The sequence below is a fragment of the Rhodococcus ruber genome, assembly GCF_027270735.1.
Taxonomy (GTDB): domain Bacteria; phylum Actinomycetota; class Actinomycetes; order Mycobacteriales; family Mycobacteriaceae; genus Rhodococcoides; species Rhodococcoides rubrum_A.
The window spans coordinates 248118-263423 of record NZ_JAPWIJ010000004.1; the positions used below are offsets into that span (position 1 = coordinate 248118).

The following is a 15306-nucleotide window of genomic DNA, read 5'->3' on the forward strand; positions in this document are numbered from 1 at the left end:
TGCACAGGGCAATTCGCGACCAGCGTCTCGTTGCGAGTGAGCCTGGCCGCCGGAACTAGCGTCCTGATGCATGGGTGGTGACGACGATCGGGCGCGCACGGTGGCGCGACTCAATGCCGTGCGCAGACAACCTGACTCCGCACGCCCGGACGGGATACCCGCGCGCGTCGAGATGGAGGAATCCAGCCCGGACGTGACGACCCCGGAACCGGATTGGCTGATCTCGAGTTCACCGCGGCTCGGTTCCCCGTGGTCGTCCTTGCTTCCGCGGCGATGGCGTTCCGCTCGGGTGGACCCGGGAAGGCAGGGTGCCATCGCCCTGGCAGCAGCCGGCGTTTTCGTCGTGCTCGTCGCGGCATTCGCGGTGTTTCGAGATGCGCCGACGCCTGCACCTGCTCCACCGCTGGCCGTGGTTGCATCCGATGCGAAGGATTCGGACGTACTCGCCGAACCGGTACCGGCAGTGGAGGCCGAACTGGTCGTGAGCGTCGTCGGTCTGGTGATACAGCCCGGACTGGTTCGGCTGCAACCGGGTTCGCGAATCGCCGACGCGGTCGCCGCGGCGGGAGGGCCTGTGGAGGGTGCCGATCTGTTGGCGCTCAACATGGCCGCGCGGGTGGCCGACGGTGATCAGATAGTCCTCGGTGTCGTGCCACCACAGGCACCCCCGCCGGTGAGTGGCACTTCCTCGACGCAGGGCGTGGCAGCGGGCGGTGGGATGGTGGACGGTGGGGTCCCGGCCGATCTGCCTTCGGGTTCGCCGGTCGGCGGGACGGTGGACCTCAATGCCGCCACGGTGGCCGAGTTGGACGCGTTACCCGGGGTCGGTCCGGTGACCGCGACGTCGATCGTGAGTTGGCGAGAGACCAACGGCCGCTTCATCTCTGTCGATCAGCTCGCCGAAGTGGACGGGATCGGGCCCGGGAGGCTGGCGAAGATCCGCGATCTCGTGCACATCGGATGAGCACCGACGCCGTATCGACCGCCACTGCGCAGGCCGAGGAGTTTCTGCCCTTCGACATACGTCTGGTTCCGGCTGTGGTGGTGTGCTGGTCTATCACCGCGGTCGGAATTCTCGGCGGCCCCGGCGCGGCGGTAGCGGCCACGGCGTCGACCTCTGTGGTGGTGCTGCTCGGTTGGCTGGTGCTGCGACGGCTGGCGACACGATGCGCCGCCTCCGGTCCCAGCTGGGCGGGAGTGGCCACGGTGATCGCACTCGCGCTGTGCTTCGGCGGAGCGATCTGGCTTCAGATGTGCGCTGTAGCAGATAATCCCGTGGCTGCGGCCGCGGAGAAACGTGCGTGGATCACCGCGTCGGTGCGGCTGGAGGAGGATCCACGCCGACTGACGTCCGCAGGACCTTCGATGGTGATGACGAAGGCCGAGTTGACTCGCGTGGACGTCGGAGGTGAGGCGCTGTACGTCGGCGGACGCGTATCGATCATCGCCCCGGAGTCGAGCTGGTCGGCGCTGCTGCCGGGTCAACAAATCACCGTCCGGGGCAGGCTCGGCGAACCGATTCGACCGGACATGACTGTGGCGGTGATCCGCGTATCGGGACCACCCGTCATCGTCGGTGAGCCCGGGGCGATCTCTGCCGCAGCCGGCACCTTCCGGTCGAATTTGGCTGCCGTGACGCAGAATTCGATGCCACCCGATCGTGCAGGTCTACTGCCCGGTCTCGTGGTCGGGGATGTGTCCCGATTGGACGAGACTGTGGCCGAGAACTTTCGGGCAGCGGGCCTGACGCACCTGACGGCGGTGTCGGGTGCCAATTTCTCCATTCTGATCGGTGCGGTTCTGCTGGTGTTGCGCAGCATCGGGATCGGCCCCCGAGCAACGGTGGCGGTGGCATTCGTCGTGCTCGTCGCGTTCGTGATCGTGGCTCGCCCGTCGCCGAGTGTGCTTCGTGCGGCGGTGATGGGTTCGATCGGGTTGTTGGCCCTCGTCACCGGCAGGCGGCGACAGGCCGTTCCGGCCCTGTGCGGCGCGGTGCTGGGCTTGCTCGCATGGTGGCCGAGGCTGGCGGTGGACGTCGGGTTCGTCCTGTCGGTGTTCGCCACCGCCGGACTCGTCCTGGTCGCACCTATCTGGGTCGACTGGCTCCGAGCCCGCGGCTGGCCTCGGGCAGCCGCGGAGGTGTCGGCCGTCGCTACAGCGGCGCACGCGGTGACGGCCCCGGTGGTCGCGGCGATGACGGGAACGATCAGTGTGGTGGGCGTTGTTGCCAACGTGTTGGTGGCACCGGTCGTCGCCCCGATAACGGTGGTGGGCATCGTGACGGCCGTGATCGCCACCGTCAGCGCATCTCTCGCCGAGCTGACGGCGCAGCTGGCGTCGGCCCCGTTGTGGTGGTTGATCACGGTGGCGCAGCGGGCCGCATCGGTGCCGGTTGCGGGCATCGTCGTCCCCGACGGTCTCCTGGGTGCAGCGCTGGCGGCCTTCGGTACGGCCACGCTGCTCGTGGCGTTGCGGTTGCGGGTGCTGCGGTGGGTTGCCGCGGTGGTGGCGATTGTGGCACTGGCCATGTGGACTGCGCATGTGCTGTGGTGAGTGCTGGCTGGGGTGATTGCTCGAAAGGAAGCGGATGCTCGAGCTGTCGGCTCCACATGGCACGATCACAGGTGTGACTTCGAGTGTGGCTCCTCTGCATCTGGTTCTCGGCGACGAGGAACTTCTGATGGATCGCGCGGTAGCGTCGATCGTCGCGCAGGTGCGTGCCAATGCGGCGATTCCGGGGGAGGACCTGCCGGTCACGCGGTTGCGCACGGGCGACGCCAGTGCCCCGGAACTTGCCGAACTGCTCAGTCCGTCACTGTTCGCGGAGGATCGCGTGGTTGTGCTCGAGGCAGCGGCCGAGGCAGGCAAGGATGCCGCAGCTCTCGTGCTCGATGCCGCAACCGATCCGCCCGAGGGCGCGGTCGTGGTGGTCATGCATTCCGGCGGCGGTCGGGCCAAGGCCATGGTCGGTGCTCTGCAGAAGTGCGGCGCTCAGGTCCACGAGTGCGTCAAGCTCACCAAGCCCGCCGAACGCATCGATTTCGTACGCGGTGAATTCCGTGCGGCCGACGTTCGAGTGAGCGGCGAGGTGATCGAGGCTGTCGTCGAATCGGTCGGCAACGAACTCCGCGAATTGGCCTCGGCCTGTTCTCAGTTGGTCTCCGATACCGGCGGCAAGGTCGACCTGGCCGCAGTGCGCCGGTACTACTCGGGCAAGGCGGAAGTCTCCGGATTCGACGTCGCCGACAAAGCGGTTATCGGAGACCGAGCCGGCGCGCTCGAGGCTGTTCGCTGGGCGATGCATCGAGGAGTGGCGCACGTGCTGTTGGCCGACGCCTTGGCCGATGCCGTCCGCACCATTGCGCTCGTGGGTTCGGCCGGTCGCGGCGACCCGTTCCGAATGGCAGGCGAATTGGGCATGCCGCCGTGGAAGATCAAGAAGGCGCAGGGTCAAGCCCGAGGCTGGAACGGTCGATCCATCGCGCAGGCGCTACGCGTTGTGGCGCAACTCAACGCCGACGTGAAGGGGCAGGCAGCGGACGCGGACTACGCCGTGGAAAAAGCGGTGTCAGAGGTCGCGGGGCTGGGCCGGTAGCACCCGCGGTCCCATTCACGCGAGAAGGCCCAGCGCACGAGAAAGCCCGCTGCCTCCGTGTCGGATGCAGCGGGCTCGGTCGAGCTCAGTGGTGAATCAGAGCTTGTTGACTGCGAGAGCCAGTGCCGACTTCTTGTTGGCAGCCTGGTTCTTGTGGATGACGCCCTTGCTGGCGGCCTTGTCGAGCTTGCGGCCTGCGTCGAGGAGAATCTCGGAAGCCTTGTCCTTGTCGCCCGCAGCCTGCGCCTCGCGGAACGAGCGGATGACGGTACGAAGGGAAGACTTCACCGACTGGTTGCGCAGGCGTGCACGCTCGTTGGTGAGAATCCGCTTCTTCTGGGACTTGATATTGGCCACGCGTAAAATCCTTCTTGTCTTCGTCGGTATTCCGGTCAGGGCGATCCATGCTGGAATGCCCGAAGTCTGCTGCAGAGCTTTGGAGCCCTGCGCCGAAGATCGAGAATACCAGCACGGCGGAGCAGAACCCAATTGGGTGCATCCGTGACGATGCGTTTCAAGAATTTAACGCTTCTACCGCGCCTAACTCCAGTCTCTGTAGCAACATGACCAGGATGAGTCCGCGATCGGCAACGCATGCCGCCACCAAGGCCAAAGCGACCAAAACCAAGTCAGCGGATCGCGTCGAACCCGAGGTCGACGGGGTGTTCGGGGGTTACTCCGACGTCGGAAAGTACAGTCTCGCCTTCGACGAGATGTTCGACGCGGACGGAAGAACCAGGACTCCCTACAAGGGCATTCACACAGCCCTTGCCCCGGCGAACGCATCCGACCTGGACGCGAGATCCGACGCACTGGGACGCGCATTCGTCGACCAGGGCATCACGTTCTCCCTGTCCGGCCAGGAGCGCCCGTTCCCGCTCGACCAGGTTCCTCGCGTCATCGCCGCAGGGGAGTGGTCGCGGCTGGAGCGCGGCATCAAGCAGCGCGTCAAAGCGCTCGAGATGTTCCTCGCCGATATCTACGGCGATCAGGAGATCCTCCGCGACGGCGTGGTGCCGAAGCGACTGATCACCTCCTGCGAGCACTTCCACCGCGAGGCCGTCGGCATCACACCGCCCAACGGTGTGCGCATCCATGTCGCCGGAATCGACCTGGTCCGTGATGCACAGGGCACGTTCCGCGTCCTCGAGGACAACCTGCGTTCGCCCTCCGGTGTGTCGTATGTCATGGAGAACCGCCGCACCATGGCCCGGGTGTTCCCGGATCTGTTCGCCAGCCACCGCGTGCGTGCCGTCGGCGATTATGCCTCGCACCTGTTGCGAGCATTGCGTTCTGCCGCGGCCCTGAACGAGGCCGACCCCACCGTGGTGGTGCTGACCCCCGGTGTGGCCAACTCCGCGTACTTCGAGCACTCGTTGCTCGCCCGGCTGATGGGCGTCGAACTCGTCGAGGGACGCGATCTGTTCTGCCGGGACAACATCGTCTACATGCGCACCACCGAGGGTGAGCGCCAGGTCGACGTCATCTACCGACGCATCGACGACGACTACCTCGACCCCATGCAGTTCCGGCCGGATTCGGTCCTGGGCGTGGCAGGCCTGGTCAACGCCGCCCGCGCAGGCAACGTCGTGATCTCCAGCGCCGTCGGAAACGGCGTCGGCGACGACAAGCTGGTCTACACGTACGTACCCACGATCATCGACTACTACATGGGTGAGAAGCCGTTGCTCGCCAACGTCGACACGTTCCGGTGCTGGTTGGACGACGAGTGCGAGGAAGTCCTCGACCGCATCGACGAACTGGTGATCAAGCCGGTCGAAGGGTCCGGTGGATACGGCATCGTCTTCGGGCCCGACGCCTCGCCGAAGGAATTGGCGACCATCAGCAAGAAGGTTCGCGCGGATCCGCGCGGCTGGATTGCGCAGCCCGTCGTGCAGCTCTCGACGGTGCCCACCAAGATCGGTGACCGGTTGGTTCCCCGGCACGTGGACCTGCGGCCGTTCGCGGTCAACGACGGAGACGACGTCTGGGTGTTGCCCGGGGGCTTGACCCGAGTCGCACTGCCGGAGGGTTCCTTGGTGGTCAACTCGAGCCAGGGCGGCGGCAGTAAGGACACCTGGGTGCTCGCCACCCGAACCTCGCAGGAGGAGCAGGAACTGGCAGGCGAGGAGATCGTCAGCGTTCCGCCGGAGTCGCCCATGGTCGAACAGGGCCCGGAGCTGACGATGGACCAGCAGATGAATCAGCAGCAGCAGCAGCAACAGCAACAACAGCAACAGGCAACGGACTCGGACTCGAACGGCGGTGGACAGTAAATGCTCGCGCGCAACGCAGAGTCGCTCTACTGGATCGGACGGTACGTCGAGAGAGCGGACGATACGGCCCGCATTCTCGACGTCACCGTCCACCAGCTTCTCGAAGACGCCACGGTCGATCCCGACCACATCTCGCGAGTGTTGTTGCGGGTACTCGGGTTCAAGCACGAGCCGGACGTCTCGCTCGACGTGTGGTCGCTCACGGAGTTGGTGGCATTCAGCCGTGACGGACTCGGCTCCATCGTGGACTCGCTGTCGAGCGCACGCGAAAATGCCCGTGGCGCTCGCGAAGTCACGTCGAGTGAGATGTGGGAGTGCCTCAACACCACGTACAACGGACTGAACGAGCGCATCAGAGCATCCAAGCGCACCGGCCCGGCCGAGTTCTTCAGTTACATCGAGGAACGAGCCGCGATGTTCGCCGGCCTCGCGGACTCCACTCTCAGTCACGACGACGGCTATAGGTTCCTGTTGCTCGGCCGCTCGGTGGAGCGCATCGACATGATCGTTCGGCTGCTGCTCTCGCGTGCAGGCGATCGACCGTCGTCGCCGGCCTGGGTCACCGTTCTGCGATCCGCAGGTGCTCACGACACCTACCTGCGTACCTACCGCGGCGCTCTCGATGCCCAGCGAGTTCTGGAATTCATGTTGTTGGACAGGCTCTTTCCGCGTTCGGTGTTCTATGCACTGAACGAGGCAGAACGTTCGCTCGATCAGCTCGACCACCAGCCGAACAGTCGTGTCGGTGCTCGCGCCGAAGCGCAGCGGCTACTCGGTCGCGCTCGTAGCGAACTCGAATTCCTCCGTCCCGGTGAGATTCTCGACGACCTACAGGAACGTCTGTTGGCGCTGCAGGAAACCTGCCGCGAACTGGGTGAGGCCATCTCCAAGCAGTACTTCCATGCCGCGCCCTGGGTGGCGTGGACGGACGCCGGATCCGGCACATACGAAGATCAATTGGAAGGTGAACTGTGAGCTGGCGTATGCGTGTGGTGCACACCACCGGCTATCAGTACGACGCACCGGTGACGTCGTCGTACAACGAAGCTCGGTTGACGCCGCGAAGTGACAACCGGCAGAACGTCATTCTGAACCGGGTCGAGACCAACCCGGTGACGCGGTCCTACCGCTACACCGACTACTGGGGTACGGCGGTGACGGCATTCGACCTGCACGCACCGCACACCGAACTCGAGGTCACCGGTTCGTCTGTCGTCGAGACCGATCCCTTCGTCTACCCCGACGAGAACGCGTCCTGGGAAGAACTGGCCAGCGATCCGGTCACCGACCGCTTCAACGAGGTGCTCGACAACACGGTCTACGTGCCGAAAAATCGTCAGCTCGCCTCAGTGGCGAAGAAGCTCTCGAAGGGACTACCGCCGCAGGAATCGGTGGTCGAGATCTCGAACTGGGTGAACCAGGAGATGTCGTACGTGCCGGGAACCACCGGGGTGCACACCTCGGCCGTCGAGGCGTGGTCGGAGAAGAAGGGCGTCTGCCAGGACTACGCACACCTGACTCTGTTGATGCTGCGCAGCATCGGTATCCCCAGCCGGTACGTCTCGGGATACCTGCACCCGAAGAAGCAGGCGGCGATCGGCGCGACCGTCGAGGGGCAGAGCCACGCCTGGATCGAGGCCTGGACCGGTGCCTGGTGGGGCTACGACCCGACCAACGCCATCGCCGTCAACGAGCAGCACGTCTCGGTGGGACTGGGCCGCGACTACGCCGACGTGCCCCCGCTCAAGGGCATCTTCTCCGGCGGCGGCTCGACGGCTCTCGATGTCGTCGTGGAAATCACGCGACTGGCCTAGCCTTGTGCGCGTTGTGCGTATCCGTGGGTACGCACAACGCGCACGTGGTTCAGTTCCAGCCGAAGTCTCGACGCAATCGAGCTGCGACGGAATCGAATTGGGGCTTGCTCAGAATCGCGCCCTCGCGGCGGATGCCGTCCTCGGGGACGTCGAGAACGCGATCCAAACGAATCCAGCTCGGTCGTCCCTCGGCGTCCCAGGAACCGGATCCGATCGACTGCCAGTCGCGGTCGCCGTCGCGGCTGCTCTGGCTCGACAGCATCAGACCGAGTAGATCGTTGCCCTCGCGCCCGATAACCAACACCGGGCGGTCCTTGCCCTGACTGGCGTCTTCTTCGTAGGTCACCCAGGTCCAGACGATCTCACCCGGATCGGCCTTGCCGTCCAGATCGGGGGAGTACTCGATGGTGCGGGCGCGCTGGGCGGTCGGCCTTGTCTGTGACGCCACCGGGCGGCCGGGACGCGGAGCCGGAGCGGACGTGTTCCCTGTAGTTCCACTGATCGCGTCCTTGCCCTTCTGCAGGGCACCGGACTTCTGCAGTTGGCGCAGCAATCGCGGGCCTTCACGCATCGCGATCTTGCCCAGTTCTTTGCCGAATCTGCTCCAATTGCCAGCCATGCCGCGAGTGTAGCCACCCTGACGTTGCTGCTCACAGCCCAGAGTGTGGCGACGTAGAACGTGGAGTCGGACAGCCGGGGACGGCGCATCGTTCTCGGCGTGGGACGATGGACACACCCGTTCGCTCATTTCGAACACGCCAGCCGAAGGATACGAGTGCCCAGCTTCGCCGACACGACGTTCACCGATCCGTCCAGGATCAGGAACTTCTGCATCATTGCCCACATCGACCACGGTAAGTCGACGTTGGCAGACCGGATGTTGCAGCTCACGGGCGTCGTCGACGACCGGTCGATGCGCGCGCAGTACCTGGACCGGATGGATATCGAGCGCGAGCGCGGAATCACCATCAAGGCGCAGAACGTGCGGCTGCCGTGGGTGGTCGACGGTGAAGAATTCGTTCTGCACCTCATCGACACTCCCGGCCACGTCGACTTCACCTACGAGGTCTCCCGCGCCCTCGAGGCCTGCGAAGGAGCAGTGTTGCTCGTCGACGCCGCGCAGGGCATCGAGGCGCAGACGCTGGCCAACCTCTATCTGGCTCTCGACAAAGAGCTCACCATCATCCCAGTGCTGAACAAGATCGATCTCCCCGCTGCCGACCCTGATCGCTATGCCGCCGAGATCGCCCACATCATCGGGTGCGAGGCCGACGACGTACTGCGCGTGTCCGGTAAGACCGGTGTGGGCGTGGAAGAACTGCTCAACGAGGTCGTCAAGCTGGTCCCGGCTCCGGTCGGCAACCCGGACGGCCCGGCCCGCGCGATGATCTTCGACTCGGTCTACGACACGTACCGCGGCGTCGTCACCTACGTGCGAGTGGTCGACGGCGCGCTCAACCCGCGCGAGAAGGTCACGATGATGTCGACCGGCTCGACGCACGAGTTGCTCGAGGTCGGCATCGTCTCGCCCGATCCCAAGGCCACCAAGGGCTTGGGCGTCGGCGAGGTCGGCTACCTCATCACCGGAGTCAAGGACGTCCGTCAGTCGAAGGTGGGCGACACCGTCACGACCTTCCGCAAGGGCGCAACCGAGCCGCTGACCGGCTACCGCGAGCCTCGGCCGATGGTGTACTCCGGTCTCTACCCGCTCGACGGCTCGGACTACCCGGACCTGCGTGATGCTCTCGAAAAGCTGCAACTCAACGACGCGGCCCTGACCTACGAACCGGAGACCTCCGTTGCTCTCGGCTTCGGATTCCGCTGCGGCTTCCTCGGGCTGCTGCACATGGAGATCACCCGCGAGCGGCTCGAGCGTGAGTTCAACCTCGACCTGATCTCGACCTCGCCGAACGTGGTCTACCGCGTCGAAATGGAAGACGGTGCCGAGCACATCGTCACCAATCCGTCGTACTGGCCCGAGGGCAAGGCTAGGGAAGTGTTCGAGCCGATGGTCAAGTGCACCATCATCTCTCCCAGTGAGTTCATCGGTTCCATCATGGAGCTGTGCCAGGGGCGACGTGGCGAGCTCGGCGGCATGGACTATCTGTCCGAGACCCGCGTGGAGCTGCGGTACACGATTCCGATGGCCGAGATCATCTTCGACTTCTTCGACATCCTCAAATCCCGCACTCGCGGATACGCCAGCCTCGATTACGAGGAGATCGGCGAGCAAGCCGGTGCGCTGGTCAAGGTCGACATCCTGCTGCAGGGTGAGGCCGTGGACGCGTTCTCGGCAATCGTGCACAAGGACAATGCCGCGGCCTACGGCAACAAGATGACGACCAAGCTCAAGGAATTGATTCCGCGTCAGCAGTTCGAGGTGCCGATCCAGGCCGCCATCGGATCGCGCATCATCGCCCGCGAGAACATCCGTGCGATCCGAAAAGATGTGTTGGCCAAGTGCTACGGCGGCGACATCAGCCGTAAGCGCAAGCTGCTCGAGAAGCAGAAAGAGGGCAAGAAGCGGATGAAGACGATCGGTCGCGTCGAGGTGCCGCAGGAAGCTTTCGTCGCCGCACTGTCCTCGGAATCTTCGTCGGACAAGCCCAAGAAGTAGCCGTAAACAACCTCACACCTTTTTTACCGACCGCGCGCCCCCGCTCGCATCGGAACGGGGGCGCGCAGTCGTCAACAGGGGCGCGCGGTCCCCACCGAAGGTTGTCGCGAACGACGGGCGAGTACATTTCGAACCTGTGACTACGCCGATTTTGAAGCAGCTGCGTGTGCCCGTCGTCGGTGCTCCCATGGCGGGTGGCCCGAGTACTCCCGAGCTCGCTCGCGCTGTCTCGAAAGCTGGCGGTCTCGGCATGATCGCGGGCGCATTGCTGACCCCTGATGCCTTTGCAGCGCAGATCGATTCGGCCCGAGGACTGCCGTTCGGTGTCAACCTCTTCCTGCCGGAGGAGCCGTCCGGTGCCGACGTCGACAGCTACGCCGAACACCTGGCACCGTGGTTCGAGCGGTTCGATGCCGAACCAGGGGAGCTGCTGCGACGAGACGACTTCTACGCCGTGAAGTTCGCGTGGCTGCTCGAGCACCCGGTACCGCTGGTCTCGAGTACGTTCGCGACGTTCGATGCGGACGAGGTAGCCCAACTGCATGCCGTCGGGACCGAGGTGTGGGCCACCGTCGCCACCGCGTCCGACGCGTCGGTGGCCACCGCCAACGGCGTCGACGCGCTGGTTGTGCAGGGGCCCGAAGCCGGTGGGCATCGAGGTACGTTCGACGGGTCGGCCCCGGATGAGCCGTTGGCCGAACTGCTCGTTGCGGTCCGCGAGATCTCGGAGCTCCCTCGCATCGCAGCCGGCGGATTGATGGACGGCAACGACATTGCGCCCCTGCTGGATTCGGGTGCCGCACATGCCGCGCAGCTCGGGACGGCCTTCCTGAACACGCCGGAGGCCGGCACAAAACCAGTACACCGCGAACAGCTGACACTGGCTCCGAACACCGCAGTGACGAGAGCGTTCTCCGGCCGACCCGCGCGGGGTCTGGTGAACGAGTTCATGCACGCGAACTCCGATGCCGCTCCGCTGGCGTACCCCGATCTGCACTACCTGACCGCGCCGATGCGCGCGAAGGCCGCAGCAGCGGGCGACCCGTCGGGACTGTCGATGTGGGCCGGCACCGGTCATCGACGCGCGCAGGCAAAGCCCGCGGCCGAGCTGATCGCTGAATGGGCGAGACAACTCGGCCGCTGAGCTCGTCGGCTCAGGGGTTGGCGTGCGCGGGCTGGAAGTGTCCGGACGCCTGGGCTTCCTCGGCCCGGATGACGTGCACCACCGCGTTGATGAGGGCAAGATGGGTGAACGCCTGCGGAAAGTTTCCGAGGTGACGGCCGGTTCGGTGGTCGATCTCCTCGGCGTAGAGCTTGAGCGGGCTCGCGTAGCCGAGTAGCCGTTCGCAGAGGTGTTTCGCGCGAGGGAGCTCGCCGATTTCCACCAGGGCGGATACCAGCCAGAACGAGCAGATCGTGAACGTTCCTTCCTCACCGGCCAAGCCGTCGTCGGTGGTGTCGGTTCGGTAGCGCAGAACCAATCCGTCCTCGGTCAACTCGTCGGCGATGGCGAGCACTGTGGCGCGGATTCGCTCGTCGTCGGCCGGCAGGAATCGCAGCAGTGGTGCCAGCAGCAACGACGCGTCGAGCGACGGGTCGCCGTAGCGCTGGGTCAGCACTCCGCGTGCGTCGGTGCCGTGTTCGAGAATGTCGGCCTTGATCTCGTCCGCGATCTCGTTCCACTGGTCCGAGTAGTCCTTCTCGCCGTGGATATCGGCGAGCTTGGCACCGCGATCGAGCGCGACCCAACACATGAGCTTCGAAGACGTGAAGTGCTGCGGTTCGCCGCGTACCTCCCAGATGCCACGGTCCGGTTTGCGCCAGTTGGCAATCGCTTCCTCGACCTGACGTTTGAGCAGCGGCCACAGGAATTCGGGGACGTGCTCACGGGACTTGACGTGCAGGTACACCGAGTCGAGCATGGTGCCCCAGATGTCGTGCTGCTCTTGGTCGTAGGCCCCGTTGCCGATGCGCACCGGCCTCGCTCCGTCGTATCCGGACAGGTGCGGTAGCTCGCTCTCGTCGAGGGTCTTCTCGCCGCCGATGCCGTACATCACCTGCAGCGGATTGACCTCGCCGTTCGCCGTCGTCGCCACGTCGGACATGAACGCGAAGAAGTCGTTGGCTTCACGGTCCAGTCCGAGCGTGTAGAGGCCCCACAGAGCGAACGTCGAATCGCGCACCCAGGTGTAGCGGTAGTCCCAGTTGCGTTCTCCGCCCGGTGTTTCCGGGAGCGACGTGGTCGATGCCGCCAGCAGGGCACCGGTGGGCGCGTAGGTCAGGCCCTTGAGCGTCAACGCGCTGCGCTGCAGGTATCCCCGCCACGGGTGGTCGGGGAACCGGCCGATGGTGATCCACTGCCGCCAACACTCGGAGGTGCGCCACATCTTCTCCGCGGCTTCCTCGAAGGTTTGCGGCGAAGGAAGATCGGACCAGGACAGAGCGACGAACACATTGTCGCCCTCCGTCATTCGCGTTCGGGCCCGAGCCTCACGGCCCTCGATGCCGATCCGAAGATTGGTGGTCAACTTCAGCGTGGGCTGGTCACCGTCCGCGCTCGCCTCGCAGGTTGCGGTGGTCTCCTCGTACACCTTGCCGGTGTACTCCCAGTTCGCGGGTGCCCGGTGGTAGTCGAAGGCGGGCTCGCAGCTCATCTCCAATTCGACTGTGCCGCTGACGCATTTGATGGTGCGTAGCAGTATGTGTTCGGCATCCCAGTCGCTCGGTGCGCGCTTGTGGGTGCGAGAGCGTTGATCTGTGTTGTGCCACGGCCCCATGACGAGGGCGTCGCGCACGATCAACCAGCCGGTCTCGGTCTGCCACGTGGTCTCGACGATCAGACCGCCGGGCAGGTAGCGCCGCGCCGCGGGGACCGACTGGCCGTAGGGGCCGACGCGAAAGTGGCCGGCGCTGCGATCGAGAATCGCTCCGAAGATGCTGGGGGAGTCCGGTCGGGGCACGCACATCCACTCGACGGATCCGTTCCGAGCGATCAGACAGGTGGTCTCGCAGTCCGAGAGGAACGCGTAGTCGTCGATCGGCGGAAATGCGCTGCGGTAGGACGTCAGGGTGGACACCGGTGCGTCGGTACTGCCCAATGCTCCCTGAACTTCGATCCCGCCCAACTCTGGGTGCCCAGATCCCATCGCGGGCTCGTCGGCCACCGGAGGCACGGGCGAAACATCTTCGAATGCCGTCATGGCGTAATCATCGACGTATCGGTGGCAGTCGTCCACTGCTGGTCGTCGATCGGCGTGGCGTGGGCACCGGACGCACTGGTTTAAGCTGCGAGGGTGGAACCGGTTGCGCGATGGTGGGACGGCGTCGAACTGTGGGTGACGGGCCTGCCGTTCGTACCGCAGGCGATCGTCGTGCTGCTGGTCATCGTGCCGACGGCGTTCCTGCTGGCACGGGTGTTCGATCGCCTCCTCGCGGTGGTCCTGCGCCTGCTCGGTCGCGACGCCCGCGCTGCTCGCGAGGCGGAGTCGACGGCTGCCGCCTCCACCACGACGAAGGATGGACAGTAATGCCACGGTCTCGGGTAACGCTGGCGCTCATCGCGCTGCTGGTGCTGGTTGTCATCGCCTGGCTGCTCACTCGGTAGGGCCTCGTCTCGGCGGCCAGGCCGACGGCTGAGCCGTCGAGTCACCGGGCGCGTCCGCTGAATTAGAGTCCGTCCGAAACCTCTGCTAGATTCCTGACCGTGTCTTCTGCCGCCGAGTACCGCGTCCGCCATCAGTTGGCGTTGATTGCTGTCGGCATGTTGGCAGTCGCCGATATCGACTGTTGTTGATTCGCTCCTCCGTCGAATCGGTTTTCTCGATCCGTGCGTCCGCCTCGCGTGACGGGGGTCGTTGACGTTCCCGCTGCCACACACGGTGATCTCACGCTGCCGATGTGGTGTCCGGTTCGACTCGGGGAGTGACGACTTCTGCCCAGTTCGTTCTCAGTACACGCCATTCATGAAAGGCCATCTTTCGATGAGTCATAGCTCTCGTTACCTGCTGACAACGTTCGCCGCCGTGGGAGCACTTCTCCTCACCGCGTGCGGCGGTGGATCGAGCGACGTCGTCGGCGGCGGATCGGACACCGCCAGCGGTCCCGCATTGACCCTGGTGGGATACGCCGTCCCCAAGAACGGTTGGGACGCAATCGGTCCCGCTTTCGCAGCCACCGAGGATGGTGAGGGTACTGCCATCAACGCCGACTACGGCGCATCGGGCAATCAGTCACGCAAGGTGGCCGACGGCGCACCCGCGGACATCGTCAATTTCTCGGTCGAACCGGATATCACCCGACTGGTCAAGGCCGGCAAGGTCGACGAGGACTGGAACCAGAATGCTTACGGCGGAGTGCCGTTCGGTTCCGTCGTGACCATCGTCGTGCGCGAGGGCAACCCGAAGAACATCCGTACCTGGGACGACCTGATCAAGCCCGACGTTCAGGTCATCAGCCCCAGTCCCCTCAGCTCCGGCTCGGCCAAGTGGAATCTCCTTGCTCCGTACGCGGCGAAGAGCAATGGTGGCCAGGACAAGCAAGCCGGCCTCGATTTCGTTCGTACCCTCGTCTCAGACCATTTCCCGGTTCAGCCCGAATCGGGCCGCGCGGCAACCGAAGCCTTCCTGCAGGGGCAGGGCGATGCGCTGCTCAGCTACGAGAACGAGGCACTTCTCATCGAGCAGCAGGGTCAGCAGGTGGAGCACGTGGACGTTCCCGTCACGTTCCGCATCGACAATCCGGTGGCAGTGATCAACAGCAGTGCCAACCTCGATCGAGCCAATGCTCTGAACGATTTCATCTACACCGACGAGGGCCAGAAGATCTGGGCCGAGGCGGGCTTCCGGCCGGCGAACCCGGATATCGCCTCGGAGTACTCCGACAAGTTCTTCACCCCCGAAAAGCTCTACACCATCGACGATCTCGGCGGCTGGACGCAAGTCGACGCCGATCTGTTCGGCGACAACGGCGCAATCACGACGATCTATCAGGAAAGTACTCGGTAGA

14 protein-coding genes are annotated in these 15306 nt (G+C 64.9%); 11 read left to right on the forward strand and 3 right to left on the reverse strand.

Translation table 11 applies throughout. The annotated features are described in order from the left end of the window. Nucleotides 1-70 precede the first annotated feature (70 nt). From O4220_RS11120 to holA, 3 genes are read left to right on the forward strand one after another with little or no spacing between them, the layout of a single operon-like run. Nucleotides 71-964: a ComEA family DNA-binding protein gene (locus tag O4220_RS11120; protein ID WP_269604104.1), complete on the forward strand. Its 894-nt coding sequence runs from the start codon at nucleotides 71-73 to the stop codon at nucleotides 962-964. Continuing rightward, on the forward strand, nucleotides 961-2553 hold the full coding sequence (locus O4220_RS11125; RefSeq protein ID WP_269604106.1) for a ComEC/Rec2 family competence protein: 1593 nt from the start codon (nucleotides 961-963) through the stop codon (nucleotides 2551-2553). Before O4220_RS11120 ends, O4220_RS11125 begins: the two co-directional genes overlap by 4 nt. Nucleotides 2554-2587: 34 nt before the next feature. Next, nucleotides 2588-3595, forward strand: a complete 1008-nt coding sequence (gene holA / locus O4220_RS11130) for a DNA polymerase III subunit delta (protein ID WP_420030373.1) — start codon at nucleotides 2588-2590, stop codon at nucleotides 3593-3595. 96 nt (nucleotides 3596-3691) lie between these two features. On the opposite strand, the gene rpsT is transcribed toward holA, so the two are convergent. Further along, a complete protein-coding gene (rpsT, locus tag O4220_RS11135; RefSeq protein WP_027497522.1) occupies nucleotides 3692-3952 on the reverse strand; it encodes a 30S ribosomal protein S20 in 261 nt (86 codons plus the stop codon). Nucleotides 3953-4308: 356 nt separating this feature from the next. On the opposite strand from rpsT, the gene O4220_RS11140 reads away from it, so the two are divergent. Genes O4220_RS11140 through O4220_RS11150 form a run of 3 tightly spaced genes read left to right on the forward strand, consistent with a single transcriptional unit; the run spans nucleotide 4309 to nucleotide 7685 of the window. Next, a complete protein-coding gene (locus O4220_RS11140; RefSeq protein ID WP_269604589.1) occupies nucleotides 4309-5871 on the forward strand; it encodes a circularly permuted type 2 ATP-grasp protein in 1563 nt (520 codons plus the stop codon). Beyond that, nucleotides 5872-6846, forward strand: coding sequence for an alpha-E domain-containing protein (locus O4220_RS11145; RefSeq protein ID WP_269604109.1), 975 nt, complete (start codon nucleotides 5872-5874; stop codon nucleotides 6844-6846). It abuts the gene before it with no gap. Nucleotides 6847-6854: 8 nt separating this feature from the next. Next, nucleotides 6855-7685, forward strand: coding sequence for a transglutaminase family protein (locus O4220_RS11150; protein ID WP_032379187.1), 831 nt, complete (start codon nucleotides 6855-6857; stop codon nucleotides 7683-7685). Nucleotides 7686-7734: 49 nt separating this feature from the next. On the opposite strand, the gene O4220_RS11155 is transcribed toward O4220_RS11150, so the two are convergent. Beyond that, entirely contained in the window at nucleotides 7735-8304 is a 570-nt protein-coding gene (locus O4220_RS11155; RefSeq protein ID WP_032379186.1) for a type II toxin-antitoxin system PemK/MazF family toxin, read from the reverse strand. 150 nt (nucleotides 8305-8454) lie between these two features. On the opposite strand from O4220_RS11155, the gene lepA reads away from it, so the two are divergent. Both lepA and O4220_RS11165 read left to right on the forward strand, forming a co-directional pair. Beyond that, entirely contained in the window at nucleotides 8455-10302 is a 1848-nt protein-coding gene (gene lepA / locus O4220_RS11160; protein ID WP_371829190.1) for a translation elongation factor 4, read from the forward strand. Nucleotides 10303-10438: 136 nt separating this feature from the next. Then, nucleotides 10439-11446 carry a nitronate monooxygenase gene (locus O4220_RS11165; protein ID WP_269604112.1) on the forward strand — a complete coding sequence of 336 codons (1008 nt, stop codon included), beginning with the start codon at nucleotides 10439-10441 and terminating at the stop codon, nucleotides 11444-11446. Nucleotides 11447-11456: 10 nt separating this feature from the next. Here O4220_RS11165 and O4220_RS11170 read toward each other — a convergent pair whose 3' ends face one another. Then, nucleotides 11457-13502, reverse strand: coding sequence for a glycoside hydrolase family 15 protein (locus O4220_RS11170; protein ID WP_269604114.1), 2046 nt, complete (start codon nucleotides 13500-13502; stop codon nucleotides 11457-11459). Nucleotides 13503-13595: 93 nt separating this feature from the next. Here O4220_RS11170 and O4220_RS11175 point away from each other — a divergent pair, with 93 nt between their 5' ends. From O4220_RS11175 to O4220_RS11180, 3 genes are all read left to right on the forward strand, one after another. Then, complete coding sequence (locus O4220_RS11175; protein ID WP_032379182.1) at nucleotides 13596-13829, forward strand: hypothetical protein; 234 nt, start codon at nucleotides 13596-13598, stop codon at nucleotides 13827-13829. 176 nt (nucleotides 13830-14005) lie between these two features. Beyond that, nucleotides 14006-14095: an Ms4533A family Cys-rich leader peptide gene (locus tag O4220_RS27830; protein ID WP_310180897.1), complete on the forward strand. Its 90-nt coding sequence runs from the start codon at nucleotides 14006-14008 to the stop codon at nucleotides 14093-14095. Nucleotides 14096-14282: 187 nt separating this feature from the next. Further along, nucleotides 14283-15305: a sulfate ABC transporter substrate-binding protein gene (locus tag O4220_RS11180; protein WP_094704663.1), complete on the forward strand. Its 1023-nt coding sequence runs from the start codon at nucleotides 14283-14285 to the stop codon at nucleotides 15303-15305. Nucleotide 15306: the final 1 nt, after the last annotated feature.